This is a genomic window from Allorhizocola rhizosphaerae (assembly GCF_003426775.1).
Taxonomy (GTDB): Bacteria; Actinomycetota; Actinomycetes; order Mycobacteriales; family Micromonosporaceae; genus Allorhizocola; species Allorhizocola rhizosphaerae.
Map to the genome: position 1 here is coordinate 1 of NZ_QJUG01000070.1, position 18832 is coordinate 18832.

Consider the following 18832-nt stretch of genomic DNA (forward strand, 5'->3'; position numbering starts at 1 on the left):
CGGTTCCGCCGCGCGGTCAACGCCCGTGGGCACTTCCCGACCGAGCAGGCCGCGCTCAAGGTGCTCTACCTGACCGTGCTCAGCCTCGACCCCGCCGGCAAGGGCCGCGCCCGCTGGTCCAACAGATGGAAAGCCGCTTTGAACGCCTTCGACATCACCTTCGACGGCCGCGTCAGCGCCGGCCGCCACTAATATCGACGACACTCCACATTAGACACAACCACCGAAGAAATCTTCCACCACTTACTTGACACACCCGGCAGGGCGCGGCGCTTACGCCAGTGCGCCGATAGGCCCCCGATGGGCCCTCCGCGCGATCATGAAGTTAGTGTCGCGGCGCACCGTCGAGAATGGACATAAGTTCATTATCGACGCAAATGGGCGCGGCCTAGCTGTGGGTAGGGTTGGGGTGGTGAGCGGTGTGTTGCGGGTGGCTGGGGTGCGCAAGGTTTTTCGGGGGAATGTTGTCCTTGACGACTTGTGGTTGGAGGTGGGCGAGCACGAGGTCGTGGTGCTCATCGGCGCTTCGGGGTCGGGCAAGTCGACGTTGCTGCGCTGCGTGAACCTGCTGGAGAGCATCGACGACGGCACGATCCACCTCGACGGCGTGGACATCACCGAGCCTGGTGCGGACGCTGACGAGGTACGCAAAAAGATAGGTTTGGTTTTTCAGTCGTTTAACCTGTTTCCGCACCTTTCCGTCCTGGACAACATCACGCTGGCGCCGCGCCGGGTGCACCGGCTCGACCGGGCCACTGCCGAGGCGAAGGCCTTGGCCCTGCTGCAAAAGGTTGGCCTGGCGGAGCGGGCGCGTGACTACCCCGATCGGCTGTCGGGCGGGCAGCAGCAGCGGGTGGCGATCGTGCGCGCACTGGTCAACGAGCCGCGCCTGATGCTGCTGGACGAGGTCACGTCGGCGCTCGATCCCGAGCTGGTCGGCGAGGTGCTCGCGCTGATCCGCAGCCTCAAGGCCGACGGCATGACCATGCTGATCGCCACGCACGAGATGGGTTTCGCCAGGCAGGTCGCCGACCGGGTGTGCTTCCTCCACAATGGACAGATCTTGGAGGAGGGCCCGCCGCACCGGGTGCTCGACGACCCGACCGAACCGCGGACGCGCCAGTTCTTGCGGCTGATGGAATCCAGCGGGCGGCTCGGCGGTTGACGCCGATATGACTGACGTTGTGCAGACGCGCGGGCGCGTCCGGGTCGAACGGGGCGCCAAGCGGGTGCGGGCCTTCCTCTGCGGGCAGGCCGTCGCCGACACCACCCGACCCGCACACGTTTGGGAGTCCCCCTACTATCCGACCTACTACTTCCCGATCGAGGATGTGCGCGCCGAGTTGGAGCCGACCGGCAGGACGCACCACTCGCCCAGCCGCGGCGATGGCGAGATCTACGATGTGCGAGTTGGCGATCGCGTCGCCGAAGGGGCCGCGACCCGCTACGCCGACTCGCCGATCGAGGCCCTGCGCGACCTGGTCCGGCTCGACTGGAAGGCGATGGACGCCTGGTTCGAGGAGGACGAGGAGGTCTACACGCACGCACGCGACCCATACACGCGCATCGACACCCTGCCCAGCTCGCGCACCATCCGGGTGGAGGTCGACGGCGTGGTCGTTGCCGAGTCGAGCCGACCCATCCTGCTGTTCGAGACCGGGCTGCGCACCCGCTACTACCTGCCCAAGACCGATGTGCGCATGGATCTGCTTGTGCACACCGACACCGTCACGCACTGCCCCTACAAGGGACAGGCCGAGTACTGGTCGATCCGCACTCCGGCCGGCCTGCGCGAGGATCTGGCATGGTCCTATCGCACGCCGCTGCCTGAGAGCCAGCGCATCGCCGGGCTGATCGCCTTCTACAACGAAAAGCTCGACATCTATATCGACGGGATTCGCGAACAGAGGTGATCCGGCCGGGCCCCGGCATGCGTAATGACGGTTGGGATGGGACTCACCGAAGGCGGGGGGAGGTTGCTCATGCCTGCCATCTGGTACGTGTACGCGATTGTCGAGGCTTCGGCCGTGCCCGGTCTGGAGCTTCCGTCGGGCATCGACGATGTCCGGCCGTCGCCTGTCGTCGCGGCGGGCGGTCTCGCCGCGATCGCGGCGCAGGTCGATCCGGCGGGCCTGGCCGTGGCGCGGGCGGATCACGCGTTGGCCGCGCATGACCGGGTGATTCAAGAGATATTTTTCCAGGGGGTACCGGTTCTGCCCCTGCGCTTCGGCGTCGTCCACGCCAGCCGGGCGGCGGTCGTGACGCAGCTGGTGACGCAGCGCTCATGGATGCGCGCCGAGCTCGACCGCGTCCGCGACGCCGCGCAGTGGTCGGTGCGCATCGCCTCCGACGCCTGGCTGGAACGCCAATCCCCGCAGGAATCCGTTGAAACCGTTGCCTGGCAAGCGGCGCGCATCTACGACGGCCGGATCTATCTCGCGCGACAAGTGCGGCTGCCCTCACGCGATCCGCTTCTGTCAATTTGATGCCCGTCGCTGGCCCATGGCGTGAGCGGCAAGTTGGGTGCTCAACATCCCGGAGGCACGGCCAGGTCGCGCCTGCGGCGCGGGCTGGCCTCGCTCGCCGATCGCCTTGTGGCGGAAGGCATCATCGAACGCTGAAGCTCTTGCGGCGTCAGCGCGGCCCAGTGGCGCAGCATCCAGCCCGCGACGAGCGAGCCGGGGCGGCCCGACCGGACCGTCGGGCGGGCGGACTCCCGGCAGTGGGGCGTAGGTGAGCGCGAACGCCTGTCTTGGCCATGTCCAGCCCCGCCATCCCGTCCGGCTCGACCATGGCCCATGAGGCGATCCCAGGCGATGGCCGGGCGGGTCGGCTCGTGTGTGACCCACGCGGTGACCAGGGACGCGCTGCCGAACACGAGCACGACTGCGCTGGCGATGCCACGGACACGCGAAGCGAGGGGCATCCGGCCACCGTAGGCCCGACGCCCCTCGCGCACCTCTCGGTGGCCACCGTAGTTTTACCGTCCCTGCAGCGCCCTCACGTTGTCGCCGAAGGTCCAGTTGCGCGAGCCGTCCCAGTTGACGGACCACGTCATCAGGCCCTTGAGGTTGCCGTTGAAGCTGTTCCAGCACTGGGCGACCAGTGCCGGGGTCATGTAGCCGCCGCCCGCGCCCGACTGTGCGGGCAGGCCCGGTACCTGCTTGTCAAACGGGACTCGAATAGTCGTCCCCTGGATGACCAAGCCCTGGTTGAGACAGTTGGTCTGGGCGACGAAGCCCTGCACGGTTCCGGCGGAGTAGGAGTCGCCCGAGCAGCCGTACATGCTGCCGTTGTAATACTGCATGTTCAACCACCACAGGCGCCCGTTGTCAACGTATCGCTTGATAATCGGCAGATATGCGCCCCAGATGGAGCCGTACGTGACGCTGCCGCCGGTCACATAGGCCGTCTCCGGAGCCATCGTCAGCCCGAAGTTCGACGGCATCTGGGCGAGCACGCCGTCGATGATGCGCACGAGGTTCGCCTGCGAGGTGGACAGCGCATTGATGTTGCCGCTGCCGGTCAGCCCGGTCTCGATGTCGATGTCGATACCGTCGAAGTTGTACCGTTTCAGGATCGGCACAATCGTGGCGACGAACCGGTCGGCCACGGCGCTGGAGCTCAGATCGATGCCCGCGGTCGCGCCGCCGATGGACATCAGGATGGTCAGGCCCGCCGCCTTCGCCTGGCACATCTCGGTCGGGGTGGCCACGCGCACGGTCGCGTCCATGCCGTCCTCCCACAGGACCGTGCCGTCGGAGCGGATGACGGGGAACGCCGCGTTGATGACGTTGTATCCGTGTTGGCGGATGAGCGGGTTGGTGATCGGGGTCCAGCCGAACGGCGGGTGCACGCCATTGGACGCGCCGTCCCAGTTCTCCCAATAGCCGTGCAGCACCTTGCCCGCCGGCCGCGACTTGACGGCACACGTCGCACCGGTCGGCGGCCGCGAGGTGGTTGGCGGCCGCGAGGTGGGCGAGGCCGAGGTGGGCGGCCGCGTCGTAGTCGGGGGCGCAGAGGTCGGCGGTGTCCCGTCACACGCGCCGATGTCCTTCCACAGCGACGGTGTCGCGGCCGGATTCCATCCCGCGCCCGGGTGCGCGGTGTGGGTGACCAGCGCCTGGTAGAGCCGGTTCTGGTAGGTGACCTGCGTTCCGGCGGTGTAGGTGCGGCCCTGCGCCCACGCCGGCGCGGTGCACACGACCGCCTCACTGGGCGTGGGAATGAGCACGAGCGCCGTCACGAAGCTCATCGCGACGCCGGTTACCAAGGCGACCAGCCAGCGCCGGGATTTAAACATGTCGTTCCGCATGGCTAATTATTAAGAAAGCTTACTTTAAATGTCCACACCCATCCCCTTAAGGTTCGCTTCAGATACGATCTTCGGCTGGGACGACGCGCTGGACGCCAAACTTGTCACTGAGATCCCCACACAGGACCATCGCGTTGCTCATGAGAGCTCGCCATCACGGCTGGAGGTCCGTCGACATGGTGTCGTGACAAGAGCAAGGGCTTCGCACGAGCACTGGTGACGAACCTTTGCCCATCGCCCGAAGGCCCAACCATGTCTTTCTACCTTGCCGCCGGCCGAATGGGGCCAACTCGACTACCCACACAAGCCCGGCTAGACCTTGGCGAAGGCAAGGCTGGGCAAGCGGGAGGCGAACGCGCGCCGCAGGTAGAACCACCACGTTATCGCGAGGAACACCGCGTACCCGGCGAAGAATACCAGCAGTGCCAACGCGATCGAGCCGGTGTGCACAATGGATATGCCGAATCCGCGTGGGATGAGGAATCCGCCGAACGCGCCGATGGAGGATGCCAGCCCGATCACGGCCGCCGCTTGGATGCGCGCGTGGGCGAGCGCGGCCGGGTCGGACTTGCGTTCCGCGATCGCCCGGTAGATGGCCGGAATCATGCGGTAGGTCGAGCCGTTGCCGACCCCGCTCACCACGAACAAAACCAGGAACGAATTCAGGAAAAGCCAGAAGCTCGCGAGATTGAGGCTCAAAAGCACCCCGCCGGTCCCCCACGCCAGCATCACGAACGTCGCGGCCGTCACCTTGGCGCCGCCGACGCGGTCGGAGAGCCAGCCACCGAACGGGCGCGACAGCGAGCCCACGAGCGGGCCGAGAAAGGCGAAGTATTGCCCGCGCACCCCGGCGAACTGCGATTGGATCAGAAGCGGGAACGCCGCCGAATAGCCGATGAACGACCCGAACGTTCCAATGTAGAGCACCGACATCACCCACGCGTGCTTGTCGCGTAACACGGTCAACTGCTGGCGCACCGTCGCCCGCGCCACCGTCAGATTGTCCATGAACAGCCACGAGCACGCGATCGCCGCGACGATCGGCACCAGATAGACCAGCGCCACGTCGCTCACCATCACGCCCGCCACAATCGCCAGCGGCACAACGATTTGCACCACCGCCACGCCGATGTTGCCGCCCGCCGCGTTGATGCCCAGCGCCCAACCCTTGTCCCGCTCAGGATAGAAGTACGAGATGTTGGCCATGCTGGAGGCGAAGTTGCCGCCGCCGACACCCGCAAAGCCGGCCGCGATCAAAAACATCCAATATGGTGTACCGGGCGAAGCCACGCAGTAATACAACAACCCCACCGGCACCACCAGCGCCGTGGTCGTCACGACCGTCCAATTGCGACCGCCAAATCGCGCGACGGCTGCCGTGTAAGGGATGCGCAGCGCCGCCCCCACCAAGTTCGGCAGGGCAACAAGCCAGAACAGCTGATCGGCCCCGAACCGGTACCCGGCAAGCGGCAGGCTCACCACGACCGCGCTCCACATCAGCCACACCGAGAATCCCAGGTGCTCGGCGAAAATCGAGAACACGAGATTGCGCCGGGCGATCCGCCGGCCCGTGGCGCGCCAGAAGCCCTCGTCCTCCGGATCCCATCGGTCAATCCATTGCCCGCGCACGGCTCGCCTCCCTGCTGCGGTAGACGATGTACGGTCGGGTCAGGTAACCCAGTGGCAGGCTGAACGCATGCACGAGCCGCGTGTACGGCCAGGCGGCGATCAGTGCCCACGCCACCAGCGCGTGCAGCTGGAACCCGAACGGCGCCTGCGCGATCGCATCCACGGACGGCTGGAGCACGAAAATCGACCTGAACCAAGGCGCGACGGTCGCGCGGTAGTCGTGGCCGTTGCCGGTCAACGTGATCGCCAGTCCCATCAGGATGGTCGTGCCCAGCAGCACATACATGACCAGATCGCTGGCGAGGCTCGCCCGGCCCACCGCGCGCACGGTCAGCCTGCGATAGACGAGAATCGCGAGCCCGGTGACCGTCATCACCCCGGCCATCCCGCCCACTCCGAACGCGACGACGCGGTAGAGCCCGTCGCTCAGGCCCACCGCCCGGGTCCAGCCCGCCGGGATGAGCAGGCCCATGGCGTGGCCGCCCGCGGTCAGCAGAATCCCGTAGTGAAACAGCGGGCTGCCGAGGGCCAGCAGCCGCCGCTCGTGCAGCTGGCTCGAACGCGCCGTCCAGCCCGCTTTGTCGTACCGGTACCGCCACGCGAGCCCGATGACGAAGCTCGCCAACGCCAAGTACGGCAACACACCCCAAACCGCGAGTCTCATATCCCCACCATCTCCACGGGTGGTCCCTCCTGTGCCAGTGCGCGTGCGGCCGCCAGGTCTGCCGGGCCGGGCCGGGGCAGCGCTGCCCGCACGGCTCCGACGACCGACGCGTATGGCGAGCCAAGCCCGTCAAGCGCCTGCCACAACAACTCCAGCCCGGCTCGGTGTGCGACAAGCAGTTCCATCGCCGCGTCGTAGTTGCCCGCCGCCGAGAACTCCAATACCACCGCGAGATGGTCCGGCAGCTCCTCGTCGGTCACGACGAGTCCGGCCCGCTGGTATGCCTGCCGAAACTTCAGCAGCGCCACGCCCCTCCGGCGCGTGTCGCCATGCGTGTAGTAGGTCAAATACAGGCAGCACCGCTTGCGCATGTCGAACGTCTCGACATAGTGTGCCTGCGCGACTGACAAGGGTGTGCGCTCCAAATAGGACTCGAACTCCGGCAACACACCCCACAGCACAGCGCGCGACTCCGGATAGGACAGCGCAATCGACGCCGCCTTGTGCAAAACACGGCTCATGACGCGCGCACCTTAGGCATCGGCAGCATGACACGACCACTGTCCTGTACCGAACACCCGTCGTTGAACGCCTCAGTCGTCGGCTCCCGATGGGCGTGCGGGATGACATACCGATCCTCGGCCTTGGCGATGGCCAGCAACCGGTACATGTCATACATCAGCTCACCCGTCATACCGACCGACGCGGGGATCGACTCGTCCGGCTCCCTGCCCAGCGTGATGTCGCGCATGAACGCCCGCATCGCCGCGAGCTTGCGCAGGACATCGCGCACGGGCGCTGGGTCACCGGCCGTGAACAGCGATGCCAGATAGCCGATCGGGATGCGCAGCGAATCCACCGCCGCGAACAGGTTTTCGGCGTCCTCACCGTCAAACCCCGTGTCGCGCACCGCATCGACGACCGGCGAGAGCGGCGGGATGTACCAGACCATAGGCAGCGTCCGATACTCGGGATGCAGCGGCAGGGCCAGCCCATAATCGAAGATGAGCGAATACACCGGCGAACGCCGTGCCGCCTCAAGCCATTCCTCCGAGATGCCACTTGCCAGGGCGGCCTCCACAACGGACGGGTCACGAGGGTCGAGCAACACTCGCTTCTGCGCCTCGATGAGCGAATGCTCGTCACGCACGCTCGCCGCCTCCAGCACCCGATCCGGGTCATAGAGCACAATGCCGATGTATCGCAGCCGTCCGACACATGTCTGCGCGCACACCGTGGGCATGCCCAGCTCAATGCGCGGGAAGCAGAACGTGCATTTCTCCGCCTTGCCCGTCTGATGATTGAGGAAAATCTTCTTGTACGGGCACCCGCTCACACACATCCGCCAGCTGCGGCACGTGTCGGAGTCGACGAGCACGATGCCGTCCTCCGTGCGCTTGTAAATCGCGCCCGACGGGCACGCCGCCACGCACGACGGGTTGAGGCAGTGCTCGCAAATCCGGGGCAGGTAAAACATGAACGCCTGCTCGAACTCCAGCCGCACCCGCTCGGACATCGTCTTGAGCACCGGGTCGTGCTGCGCGAGCTCGGGCCCGCCGCCCAGGCTGTCGTCCCAATTGGCGCTCCACACGATCGGCGCGGTCGGCTTCGCCGTGGGCAGGTCGTCGCCCGCCGGTGCGGTGATGAGGTTTTGATAGTCGTAGGTCCATGGCTCGTAATAGTCGGACAGCTTCGGCAGGTGTGGGTTCGAAAACAGGGAGAGCAGCCGGCGCAACCGCCCACCCGAGCGCAGCTTGAGCCGCCCGCGCCGGTTGAGCGCCCACCCGCCGCGCCACCGCTGCTGGTCCTGATAGGTGCGCGGATATCCCTGCCCCGGCCGGGTTTCCACATTGTTGAACCACGCGTACTCGACCCCACCCCGATTCGTCCACGCCTGTTTGCACGTCACCGAACACGTGTGACAGCCGATGCACTTGTCCAGATTCATGACCATCGCCATCTGTGCGAGGACACGCATCAGTAGTCGACCTCCTGTGAACGGCGGCGGATCGTCGTGACCTCGTCGCGCTGGTTGCCGGTCGGCCCAAGGTAGTTGAAGGCAAAGGAAAGCTGGGCGTAGCCGCCGATCAGGTGGCTGGGCTTGATGAGCACGCGGGTGAGCGAGTTGTGTGTGCCGCCGCGCTTGCCGCTGGTCTCACTCTTGGGCACGCCGATCAGGCGGTCCTGCGCGTGGTAGAGATACACGGTCCCTTCCGGCATGCGGTGTGACACGGTTGCCCGCGCCACCACGACACCGTTGCGGTTGACCGCCTCCACCCATTCGTTGTCGGCCACACCGATCCGCGCCGCGTCCGCCGGGCTCATCCAGATGGTCGGCCCGCCGCGCGACAACGTCAGCATCACCAGGTTGTCCTGGTACTCGGAATGAATCGACCACTTCGAGTGCGGTGTGAGGTAGCGGACGGCCAGGCCCAGCTCGCCCTGCTCGCCGATCGCGGGCTCGCCGAACAATTTGCTCATCGACAGCGGCGGCCGGTACACCGGGAGCTGCTCGCCCATCTCGGCCATCCAGTCGTGGTCGAGGAAGAAGTGTTGCCGACCGGTCAGTGTGTGCCACGGCTTGAGCCGCTCCACGTTGAGCGTGAACGGGCTGTAGCGCCGCCCGTCCTTCTCGATGCCGGACCACTCCGGCGACGTGCCGACCGAAACCGGCCCCTGCTGCGTGTCGGCGAAGGTCACCCTCCTGTGCTCGGCCAAATCCTTTAGTGGTACGCCCGTACGCCGCTCAAGGTCGGCGAAGCCCGCAGCCGCCACTTCGCCGTTGGTCGTGCCCGACAACGCCAGGATCGCCTCGCACATGTCGGTGTCGCGCGCAAGGGATGGACGGCCCCGTGCGCTTCCCTCCCGGACCACCCCGTTACGCCCGCGGAGATATTCCACCTCTTTGGACAGTTCAAACCGGACACCCTTGGTCATCGCGCCCAGCCGCTCGACCAGCGGGCCGAGTGCGGCCATCCGTTCAGCGACGGCCGGATAGTCTCGCTCGACGACGACCAGGCGGGGCATGGTGACACCCGGGATCGGGGTGCTCCCGTCCTCGCGCCAGTCGTGCACGATCCCGTTGACCGTGGCCAGTTCGTCGGGCGTGTCGTGCATCAGCGGCGCCGCGACGATGTCCTTGCGCACGCCGAGGTGGGTCTTTGCCATGACGCTGAACGATTTCGCGATCGCCGTGAACGCGGCGAAGTCGGTGCGGGTCTGCCAGGGCGGCGCGATGGCCGGGTTGAACGCGTGCACATACGGATGCAGATCGGTGCTCGACAGGTCATGCTTCTCATACCACGTCGCCGCCGGGAGCACGATGTCGGCGAACATGGTCGTGCTCGTCATCCGGAAGTCCAACGCCATCAACAGATCCAGCTTGCCCTCGGGCACATCCCCATCCGGCTCCGCGCGCACCGCCGAATCGGCCCCGAGCAGATGCCGCAGGAAATACTCGTGTCCCTTGCCCGACGACCCCAGCAGGTTGGCCCGCCACACGGTCAGCGCCCGCGGCCAGTTCTCGGGCGCGTCCGGTTCGTCGGCGGCAAAACGAAGACTCCCATCCTGAAGCGAGGCAACGACATGCGCGACCGGGTCGGCGGACTCGTCGGCCAGATCCAGCGGGTTGCGATTGAACGTCGGATACGACGGCATCCAACCCAATCGGGCCGACTGCGCGATGAGGTCCGCCACCGACTTGCCCGCAAACCGTTGCTCCGCAAGCGGTGACGCGAATGTGTCGGCCGTGAACGTGTCATAGCGCCACTGGTCGGTGTGCAGGTACCAGTACGGCGTCGCCGCCTGCTGCCGGGCCGGCCGCGCCCAGTCGAACCCGAACGCCAGCTGTGCCCAGCCGGTCAGCGGGCGCACCTTCTCCTGCCCCACATAGTGCGCCCACCCGCCACCATTGACCCCCTGGCAACCCGTCAGCTTCAGCAGCGCGAGGAAGGAGCGGTAAATCGTGTCGGCGTGGAACCAGTGATTGCAGCCCGAACCCATGATGATCATTGATCGGCCACCGGACTGCTCCGCATTGCGGGCGAACTCGCGCGCCACGCGGATCGCCTTCTCCGCCGGAACCGACGTGATGCTCTCCTGCCACGCGGGCGTGTAGGGCTCAGCGGCGTCCGAATAGGACTCCGGCCACGCGCCCGGAAGCCCGGCCCGCCCCACGCCATACTGCGCCAGGACGAGATCGAACACGGTGGTCACCAGCTGATCGCCCACGCGCACGACAGGCACGCCGCGATTCAGGACACCCTCGACGTCAAAGCGCGGCAGCCTCACCTCGACCGTCTCCGCCGACTCCCCATAAAGCGTCAGCAACGGGTCGATGTCGCCCAGGTCCAGGTTCCACTTGCCCATCCCCGACTCGGCGAACCGGAACCCGAGCGTGCCGTTCGGCGCGACCGGGCCTTTCCCCCGGTCGAACACCATCGGCTTGAAGCTTTCCTCGGTCAGGAACTTGTCGGCCACATAGGACCCGCCATCCGCGCGCAACGTCACCAGGAACGGCAGATCGGTGAAACGCTCCGCATACTCCACAAAACGCGGCACCTGACGGTTCACATAGAACTCCCGCAGGATCACGTGGCCCATCGACATCGCGAGCGCGGCATCCGTACCAGGCTGGGCTGGAAGCCATTCATCGCCGAGCTTGACCGTGTCGGAGTAATCCGGGGACACCACGACGACCTTCTGCCCGCGATAACGGGCCTCTACCATCCAATGTGCATCGGGCGTGCGTGTGACCGGCACATTCGAGCCCCACACCAGCAGATAGGTCGCGTCCCACCAGTCGGCCGACTCCGGCACGTCGGTCTGGTCGCCGAACACCTGCGGCGAAGCCACCGGCAGATCGGCATACCAGTCGTAGAACGACAGCATGGCCGCGCCGATGAGCGAAAAGAACCGGCTTCCCGCCGCATACGACGCCATCGACATCGCGGGAATCGGCGAGAAACCCGCGATCCGATCCGGCCCAAACCGCTTCACAATCGACACATGCGCCGCGGCGGCCATCTCCACGGCCTCATCCCACCCAGCGCGCACGAATCCGCCTTTACCGCGTGCATGGTGATATGCCCGCCGTTTCAACGGATCGCCGGTCACGCTCTCCCAGGCGAGCACCGGATCGCCGAGCTCAGCCCTTGCCGCGCGGTACATTTCCAGCAGCACGCCGCGCACATACGGATATCGCACCCGCGTCGGCGAATACGTGTACCACGAAAACGCCGCCCCACGCGGGCACCCACGCGGCTCATACTCCGGCCGGTCCGGCCCGGTGCTGGGATAGTCGGTCTGCTGCTCCTCCCAGGTAATGATCCCGTCCTTGACATACACCTTCCACGAACACGAACCCGTGCAATTCACCCCATGCGTCGAGCGCACCACCGCATCGTGACTCCACTGCCCGCGCTGAAACGCGTCCGAGTCACGCCCACCCACGCGATAGACGGCGCGCAAATCAGCCGACGTCTCTGCCCGGCGCAAATACCGCCCAGCCCGCAACAATGCTTCTGAAACCGCGCCATCCATGCCCAGCGCATCCCCGTTCGGTGTTGACCCGAACATCAGCGACCTCTTGACTCTCATGTGGACAGTCACGCGCAAGCTAACAGGCAGCCGTGCCCGTCCGCTACGCCTCCGACGCGGATCCGCCACATCCAGGCAGATCAACGCACATCACTATGACGTCAAGAATGGACTGATTCCAGATTTAAGTCAATAGATCCGCCGGGGACGAAAAACCCTTAAGGGATTTTCGGCGACTCGTGCCGCATGACCCAAATGCTGAGGCCATCGACGGCCGCCGTGGCCGTGACCTCCCAGCCGACCCCGCGATACAGCTCGACGTTGGCGGGATTGGTGGTCTCAAGGTGAGCGGGCAAGCCGGCAGCCGTCGCACTCTGCGCGCCGGCCCGCATCACCGCGCGGCCCAAGCGACGCCCGGCGCTGCCCGGATGGGTGGCGACCACCCCGAGATACCAGTGCGAATCGGCCGGAAGCGCCTCGTGAACGGCCGACTCGTAAGCCTCCAGCCGGGCGAGCGTCGCGGCGGGCAGCTCCAGCTCGGTGCCGCCGTCGGCCGCCGCCGCACGCGGCGCATCCCACATCGCGACCGCCGCGCCGCCGTCGATGACCCAGACAGTGCCTTCCGTGACCCTTTTATCGAAGAGGTACCCGGCGAAGGTCGCGGCCTGTTCGTCAAACGCGCCACCGTCGCGGAAGAAATAGCGGAACGCCGGATCGGTCGCGAACGCCGCCACGACCGTCTCCACGACCCGGGCACGGGCATGCGGCGTCGCGCGGATCACCTCGGGATGCATCACTGCCTGCACGATACCGTCACGCGACGGCGGCACCCCACCGATTTGGCGTGGCCGCCCGCAGCTCCGCATCGCTGAACGGGCGTTGCTCGGCATGCCACACCGCGGTCAACGGCACGCCGAACGGGAACTCCAGCTGGGTACCATCCGCGAAAGAGATCACCACGTGGGTGTCCGGCCCGGCCGGATGGTTGTCGTCCCGATGCACGTGCTCCACCGTCGCGGTGAGCGCCCCCTCCGGCCCGACCAGCCGGTATCCCTCGTCGACGGCTTGCGAAACCACCGGAACCAACACCGGCCCGCGCTTGGCCGCCCGCTCGTCGCGGTGATACTTCACGGCACGACCCTACCCAGGCCGAAGACCGGTCATCACGGCCGCCGACGCGACGGCCCCCGTCTGCACCGCCATCGCGGCGGCGGCCGGCGACAGCACGAACTGCCACACACGAACCGCCGAGTCCGCATGTGCGCAAGATGCCACCGGCGGCGCGGTCCCGCCAAGGGTTTCGACGTACACCAAAACCCAAAGGTCACGAGCGCAGGCAGCGCCGGCTGGTCGCTATCCGAGGTAAGGCGTGCGGCGTTGTTCGGTTGGCGGGTGAAGACGTCGATATTGGCCGATATTGGACGCGGTTTCATTTGACTGACTGTGGCCGGTCGGCGCCGGGAGCGGGCGGGTTGACGTGGTGGGCCATCATGGACACATGGGGATCATGTTTCGCCGGACGCTTCGCCTCGGCCCGCTGCGCCTGCACTTCACCCAGCGTGGACTGTCCTCGTGGAGCATCAAGCTGGGCGCGTGGTCATGGAACTCGCGGGCCCGAGCCCACCGCGTCGACCTGCCCGGCCCGTTCTCGTGGAAGCAGGACAAGCACCACAGGCAGCACCACCAGCGGCGCAGGCGCCACCGCTGATAAGAGGTTCGGTGCCCGCCACGATGCACCGGCGGCTTGTCTTCGCGCTACGTTGATGCATGACCATTTCTCGACGGCTTGCGGCGGTCGCGGCCCTGCTCGCGATGCTCTTCGTCGGCTCGACCGCGCAAGCGGCGCTCCAGCAGGAGCAGTCGCAGGCATTCATCAGCAAGTTCGCCGGGCGCTGCCTGGACGCCGCCTACGACGATCTCGGCTCCAACGGCACGCCGGTCGTGTGGTGAGACTGCTACGGTCCTGGCCAGCTCAACCAGCAGTGGCGCGAGCAGTGAGCCGGCCGAACCAGGTGATCGACTGCCCGTGCCCCGCGGTCCAGGCCAGCGGCGTACCGTCCAGCCCGAGCACGTTGTGCAACTGTTCCCGCGGCGGCTCGGGCAGCCCGGCATAGGGCACGACATCGGCCGCCTCATTGGACACCCAGTGCCCAGGCAGCCCGCGCACCAGATCCAGGAACGCCTCCCGCCGCGCCTGCGGCACCTGATACAGCACGGACGTGTGGAACACCACCAGCGTCGCACCCGCCGGGGCCTGCGCGGCCAACGCGGGCAGGTCGTCCACCAGATCGCCGCGCACCAGCAACGGCGGCTCGGCGGCGGCGATCGCAGCCGCGGCGCGCAGCCGGGTCCGGCGGTGCCCGTGTTCCGGCCAGATCAGCGCCTCCAGCCACGCCACATCGCCCGGGTCGGTCACGTCGAGCGGGTTGAGGTCCAGCCCAGCGCGCCACACGACTTCCGGCCGCCCGGCGGGCGGGACCATCCCGCCGGCCACGCACTCCAGCACCGGTTCACGTCCGCCGGAGCCGATCGTGTGATCGCCGTAGCGGTAGGCGTACCGGTCGGGATAAAGACAGAGCCCCGCAGACGCCCCAACCTCAAGCAGCGCAAGCGGTTGCGGCAGCTCGGCAAGCACGGGCAGCAGCACCGCGCACCGCCCGGCCTCGTTGGTCTGCGTCGCGCGGGTCAGCATCTGCTCCGCGATCGCGGGCCAATTGTCCACCACGTAGCCGTGGAACGCATCCGGGTCGACCGGCCCACCGAGCAGGCGCACCACGCCGAACAGCAGGTTGGGCTGGCGTTTGGCGGGCGGAAGCGTGTCGAGCAGGGTGAGCACCTGCGCATCGTCGGCCACCGCCGACGACAGACGTTCGTAGGTGGGCGAAACGCCTCGCGCCTCCCGTGCGGCGAACCATCCATATTGCGCGGCAGTTGTCATACCAACGATGATGAACGATGTGTTCCCCCGCCGAACCGTACTCACCATGCCCCTGCTGGCTGCGCTGGCGGCGTGCACCCGCGATACGCCGGTGCCTGAACCGCCGCGCCGCTTTCCGGAAGGCTTCGTGTGGGGCTCGGCGACGTCGGCCTATCAGGTGGAGGGGGCGGCCCGAGAGGATGGGCGTGGACCGTCCATTTGGGACACCTTTTCCGGTACCCCCGGAAAGACCAGAAATGGAGAGACTGGGCTGATCGCGGCCGACCACTACCACCGCTACGCCGAAGACGTCGAGCTGATGGCGTCGCTGGGCCTGCGGTCCTACCGGTTCTCCATCGCCTGGCCGCGCATCCAGCCGACCGGCGCCGGCCCGGCCAACCCCAAGGGGCTCGACTTCTACAAGCGTCTCGTGGAGGCGTTGCGCGCCAAGGATATCGCGCCTGTGGCCACGCTGTTCCACTGGGATCTGCCGCAGGCGCTGCAGGACGCGGGCGGCTGGGAGGCGCGCGACACCGCCGCGCGCTTCGCCGATTACGCGACCATCATGTATGAGGCACTGGGCGACATGGTGCCCACGTTTCTGACGCTCAATGAGCCGAAAACCGTCGTGCAAGTTGGGTACCTGTGGGGTGCGCACGCGCCCGGCTTCCGCTCACCGCAGAAGGCCTGGGTGGCCGCACACCATCTGATGCTCGCGCATGGCATGGCCGTGCAGGCGTTGCGCGCCACCGGCAAACCCGCGAAGGTCGGGCCCGCGCTCAACCTCGCACCCGTCTATCCGGCCAGCGACACGGACGCCGCACGGGCCGCCGCGCACCTGCGCGGCGGGATCGAGAACCGCTTCTGGCTCGATGCCGTGCTGCGCGGCTCCTACCCTTCGGACGTGCTGTCCTCGATCGGTGTTGAGGTGCCGGTCCGGCCGGGTGACATGCAGACCATCGCGAGCCCGGTGGATCTGTTGGGCATCCAGTACTACAACCCGCTGTTCGTGACCGACAGCGGGCCGGACTCGATAGTGACCAAACTGCCTACGTCTCAGGCGGATTGGCAGCAGATCCACCCGGACGGGCTGTATGACATTCTCACCTGGGTGAAACGGGAATATGGCGATATCCCACTGGTCATCACTGAAAACGGCATCCCGGTCGTGGAGGCGTCCGACGACAAGGAGCGCATCGAGTTTCTGCGTGGCCACTTCATCGCCGCCCATCGGGCGCTTGAGGCGGGCGTGAGGCTGACCGGATACCACGTATGGTCTCTTTTGGACAATTTCGAGTGGGCCGAGGGATACAGCCAACGCTGGGGACTGGTCTATGTGGACTATCCCACCCAAAGGCGCATACCCAAGGCTTCCGCCCATTGGTACGCAGAAGTGATACGCACCAACGAGGTACGGTGACAACAGTCACTGGTTAACCATGTGCACGTGTCCATACGATGCCTCGCATGAGGACGCGTGTCGCGTGGGTGGTCAGTGCGCTGTTGCTCGGCGCTCTCTTCGTGGTGGTGCAGCCGGCCGGAGCGGCCATCGTGCCCAGCGGGTTCCAGGAACAGATCGTGTTCAGCGGGCTGAGCCAGCCGACCAACATCGAGTTCGCACCCGACGGGCGGGTCTTCATCGCCGAAAAGGGCGGCGTGATAAAGGTTTTCGACAGCATCGCCGACCCGACCCCGACCGTGTTCGCCAACCTGTCCGCCAACACGCACAACGTGTGGGACCGGGGCATGCTGGGGTTGGCGGTCGGCGGATCGTCGGTCTACGTCCTCTACACCTATGACGCCCCACCGGGACAGACCGCACCATACTGGAACGACAACTGCAACACGGCCGTCGGTGGAGCCAACGGTGGCAACTGCGTCGTGACCGGGCGATTGTCGCGATTGGACGCGCGCGGCAACGAAACGGTGCTCATTCACGATTGGTGCCAGCAATATCCCTCGCACTCGATCGGGGACCTGCACTTCGGCGCCGATGGCATGCTGTACGTTTCGGGCGGCGACGGTGCGAGCTTCAGCGCGGTGGATTACGGCCAGCACGGCGCACCGGCGAATCCGTGCGGCGACCCGGCCAACGAGGGCGGCGCGCTGCGCTCGCAGGATGCACGGTCCACGGCCGATCCCACCCAGCTGGGCGGGACTGTCTTGCGGCTCGACCCCGCCACCGGCCTTGCCGCGCCGGGCAATCCCAACATCGGCTCGCCCGATGCCAACCAGCGGCGCATTGTCGCGTTAGGGCTGCGCAACCCGTTCCGGTTCACGATCCGGCCGGGCACCAATGAGGTGTGGCTCGGCGATGTCGGCTGGGGCACGTGGGAAGACATCGAGCGGCTGGTCAACCCGACCGCGCCGATGACGAACTTCGGCTGGCCTTGCTATGAGGGCGCGGGGCGGATGGCAAGCTACGACAACGCCAACCTGCCGCTGTGCGAGTCGCTGTACTCGGGGGCGGGGCAGACCGCGCCGTTCTTCACCTACAACCACGCCAATGCGATCGTGCCCGGGGAGCAGTGCGCGGCGGGCGGGGATTCCATCTCCGGTCTGGCGTTTTATCCGACCGGCGGCGGGCCCTATCCGGCGTCATATGCGGGCGCGCTGTTCTTCTCCGACTATTCGCGCGGGTGCATCTGGTCCATGAACACGGCCACGCGGGCGGTGACGACCTTCGTGCAGCAGGCGGCCGGGCCGGTGGACCTGGCGATCGGGCCGGGCGGTGAACTGTACTATGTGGACCTGGGCGGGACGGTGCGGCGCGTCCGGTACTTCCCGGCCAACCAGCCGCCCGTCGCGCACATCGCGGCCAGCACGACCACCGGGCAGGTCCCGCTCACCGTCAACTTCAGCGGCGCCGGATCGAGCGATGCCGACCCGGCCGACCAGGGGCGCCTGACATACCAGTGGGATTTTACGAATGATGGTACGTTTGACGCCTCCGGTGTGACGGCCTCGTTCACCTATTCGACCGTCGGCACATATTCGGCGCGGCTGCGGGTGACCGACACGCTCGGCGCGTTCGACGAGGAGACGGTGACCATCCAGCCCGGCAACGCGGCGCCGACGGCGTTCATTGACACTCCGGTCGCGGGCACGATGTGGCGGGTCGGTGAGACGGTTTCCTTCACCGGACGCGCGACAGACCCCCAGCAGGGCACGCTTCCGGCTTCGGCGCTCAGTTGGCAGTTGCGCATGCAGCACTGCGCGAGCGCGGGCAACTGCCACACGCACGTCGTGCAAAACTGGGCTGGAGTCGCTTCGGGCTCATTCGTGGCACCCGACCACGAATATCCGTCCTATTTGGAGCTCGCGCTGACGGCCACCGACGCGCAGGGGTTGTCGCACACGGTGGTGCGCAGGCTCGACCCGCGCACGGTCCGGCTCACGTTCGCGTCAGACCCGGCGGGCGTCCAGCTCACGGTGGGCTCGTTCACGGGCGCGGCCCCGTTTGTGCGGGAGGTCATCCAGGGCTCGACCAACACGGTGAGCGCACCTGCCACGTACACCTCCGGTCTTCAGAAATATCAATTCGATCGCTGGTCGGACGGTGGAGCGCGCGCCCACGTCATAGTGGCCCCAGCGACCGACACGACCTACACGGCGATCTACCGGGCGTGCGTGCTCATACTGTGCTAGAGCTTTTCCTCGGGTGCGGTCATGGACGCGGCCGTCGGGCCATCCGTCCAGGCGATCGGGCCGTCCGCCCGGTTGCCCGTTGAGCTGCGCGAACGGTGGTTGTCGGACCCATGGGGTAGTT

General features: G+C 66.7%; 16 protein-coding genes and 1 pseudogene. 8 read left to right on the top strand and 9 right to left on the bottom strand.

The window, feature by feature from the left end; all coding sequences use genetic code 11:
- The 4 genes and pseudogenes from DM816_RS17045 to DM816_RS17060 all read left to right on the top strand — a co-directional run.
- A pseudogene (locus DM816_RS17045) lies at positions 1–192 on the top strand (IS256 family transposase); the annotation flags it as partial.
- 220 nt (positions 193–412) lie between these two features.
- Entirely contained in the window at positions 413–1165 is a 753-nt protein-coding gene (locus tag DM816_RS17050; protein WP_425455249.1) for an amino acid ABC transporter ATP-binding protein, read from the top strand.
- Positions 1166–1172: 7 nt separating this feature from the next.
- The gene (locus tag DM816_RS17055; protein WP_117211225.1) at positions 1173–1913 is read left to right on the top strand and encodes a DUF427 domain-containing protein; all 741 of its coding nucleotides are present in this window, start codon (positions 1173–1175) and stop codon (positions 1911–1913) included.
- Between the two features lie 69 nt (positions 1914–1982).
- Positions 1983–2486 (top strand): GvpL/GvpF family gas vesicle protein, encoded by a 504-nt coding sequence (locus DM816_RS17060; protein WP_162907561.1) that lies wholly within the window; start codon positions 1983–1985, stop codon positions 2484–2486.
- 494 nt (positions 2487–2980) lie between these two features.
- On the opposite strand, the gene DM816_RS17065 is transcribed toward DM816_RS17060, so the two are convergent.
- The 8 genes from DM816_RS17065 to DM816_RS17100 form a co-directional block, all read right to left on the bottom strand.
- Entirely contained in the window at positions 2981–4303 is a 1323-nt protein-coding gene (locus tag DM816_RS17065) for a carbohydrate-binding protein (RefSeq protein WP_170318829.1), read from the bottom strand.
- A gap of 324 nt (positions 4304–4627) precedes the next feature.
- Positions 4628–5944 (bottom strand): MFS transporter, encoded by a 1317-nt coding sequence (locus tag DM816_RS17070; RefSeq protein ID WP_117211228.1) that lies wholly within the window; start codon positions 5942–5944, stop codon positions 4628–4630.
- Positions 5925–6608: a respiratory nitrate reductase subunit gamma gene (gene narI / locus DM816_RS17075; protein ID WP_117211229.1), complete on the bottom strand. Its 684-nt coding sequence runs from the start codon at positions 6606–6608 to the stop codon at positions 5925–5927. The genes DM816_RS17070 and narI overlap by 20 nt, the downstream gene beginning before the upstream one ends.
- On the bottom strand, positions 6605–7129 hold the full coding sequence (gene narJ / locus DM816_RS17080; protein WP_117211230.1) for a nitrate reductase molybdenum cofactor assembly chaperone: 525 nt from the start codon (positions 7127–7129) through the stop codon (positions 6605–6607). Before narJ ends, narI begins: the two co-directional genes overlap by 4 nt.
- The gene (narH, locus tag DM816_RS17085; RefSeq protein WP_117211231.1) at positions 7126–8586 is read right to left on the bottom strand and encodes a nitrate reductase subunit beta; all 1461 of its coding nucleotides are present in this window, start codon (positions 8584–8586) and stop codon (positions 7126–7128) included. Before narH ends, narJ begins: the two co-directional genes overlap by 4 nt.
- Complete coding sequence (locus DM816_RS17090; RefSeq protein WP_117211252.1) at positions 8586–12149, bottom strand: nitrate reductase subunit alpha; 3564 nt, start codon at positions 12147–12149, stop codon at positions 8586–8588. The genes narH and DM816_RS17090 overlap by 1 nt, the downstream gene beginning before the upstream one ends.
- A gap of 215 nt (positions 12150–12364) precedes the next feature.
- The gene (locus DM816_RS17095; protein ID WP_117211253.1) at positions 12365–12940 is read right to left on the bottom strand and encodes a GNAT family N-acetyltransferase; all 576 of its coding nucleotides are present in this window, start codon (positions 12938–12940) and stop codon (positions 12365–12367) included.
- Positions 12941–12959: 19 nt separating this feature from the next.
- Positions 12960–13277, bottom strand: coding sequence for a hypothetical protein (locus tag DM816_RS17100; RefSeq protein WP_117211232.1), 318 nt, complete (start codon positions 13275–13277; stop codon positions 12960–12962).
- Between the two features lie 367 nt (positions 13278–13644).
- Between DM816_RS17100 and DM816_RS17105 the strand changes: the two genes are divergently transcribed.
- On the top strand, positions 13645–13854 hold the full coding sequence (locus tag DM816_RS17105; protein WP_117211233.1) for a DUF4236 domain-containing protein: 210 nt from the start codon (positions 13645–13647) through the stop codon (positions 13852–13854).
- 59 nt (positions 13855–13913) lie between these two features.
- Positions 13914–14096, top strand: coding sequence for a hypothetical protein (locus tag DM816_RS17110; protein ID WP_117211234.1), 183 nt, complete (start codon positions 13914–13916; stop codon positions 14094–14096).
- A 22-nt stretch (positions 14097–14118) separates the two neighbouring features.
- On the opposite strand, the gene DM816_RS17115 is transcribed toward DM816_RS17110, so the two are convergent.
- Entirely contained in the window at positions 14119–15084 is a 966-nt protein-coding gene (locus DM816_RS17115; protein WP_117211235.1) for a DUF2332 domain-containing protein, read from the bottom strand.
- A 46-nt stretch (positions 15085–15130) separates the two neighbouring features.
- Here DM816_RS17115 and DM816_RS17120 point away from each other — a divergent pair, with 46 nt between their 5' ends.
- Positions 15131–16483, top strand: a complete 1353-nt coding sequence (locus tag DM816_RS17120) for a GH1 family beta-glucosidase (RefSeq protein ID WP_117211254.1) — start codon at positions 15131–15133, stop codon at positions 16481–16483.
- Between the two features lie 47 nt (positions 16484–16530).
- Positions 16531–18711, top strand: coding sequence for a PQQ-dependent sugar dehydrogenase (locus DM816_RS17125; protein WP_117211236.1), 2181 nt, complete (start codon positions 16531–16533; stop codon positions 18709–18711).
- Positions 18712–18832: the final 121 nt, after the last annotated feature.

Excerpts from the sequence above, each read along its gene's own strand:
- DM816_RS17120 (WP_117211254.1), top strand. The coding sequence starts at position 15,131 with ATGCCCCTGCTGGCTGCGCTGGCGGCGTGCACCCGCGATACGCCGGTG.
- DM816_RS17090 (WP_117211252.1), bottom strand. The coding sequence starts at position 12,149 with ATGGATGGCGCGGTTTCAGAAGCATTGTTGCGGGCTGGGCGGTATTTG.
- narJ (WP_117211230.1), bottom strand. The coding sequence starts at position 7,129 with ATGAGCCGTGTTTTGCACAAGGCGGCGTCGATTGCGCTGTCCTATCCG.
- DM816_RS17105 (WP_117211233.1), top strand. The coding sequence starts at position 13,645 with ATGGGGATCATGTTTCGCCGGACGCTTCGCCTCGGCCCGCTGCGCCTG.
- DM816_RS17125 (WP_117211236.1), top strand. The coding sequence starts at position 16,531 with ATGAGGACGCGTGTCGCGTGGGTGGTCAGTGCGCTGTTGCTCGGCGCT.
- DM816_RS17110 (WP_117211234.1), top strand. The coding sequence starts at position 13,914 with ATGACCATTTCTCGACGGCTTGCGGCGGTCGCGGCCCTGCTCGCGATG.
- DM816_RS17065 (WP_170318829.1), bottom strand. The coding sequence starts at position 4,303 with ATGTTTAAATCCCGGCGCTGGCTGGTCGCCTTGGTAACCGGCGTCGCG.
- narH (WP_117211231.1), bottom strand. The coding sequence starts at position 8,586 with ATGCGTGTCCTCGCACAGATGGCGATGGTCATGAATCTGGACAAGTGC.
- DM816_RS17060 (WP_162907561.1), top strand. The coding sequence starts at position 1,983 with ATGCCTGCCATCTGGTACGTGTACGCGATTGTCGAGGCTTCGGCCGTG.
- DM816_RS17095 (WP_117211253.1), bottom strand. The coding sequence starts at position 12,940 with ATGCATCCCGAGGTGATCCGCGCGACGCCGCATGCCCGTGCCCGGGTC.
- narI (WP_117211229.1), bottom strand. The coding sequence starts at position 6,608 with ATGAGACTCGCGGTTTGGGGTGTGTTGCCGTACTTGGCGTTGGCGAGC.
- DM816_RS17115 (WP_117211235.1), bottom strand. The coding sequence starts at position 15,084 with ATGACAACTGCCGCGCAATATGGATGGTTCGCCGCACGGGAGGCGCGA.
- DM816_RS17055 (WP_117211225.1), top strand. The coding sequence starts at position 1,173 with ATGACTGACGTTGTGCAGACGCGCGGGCGCGTCCGGGTCGAACGGGGC.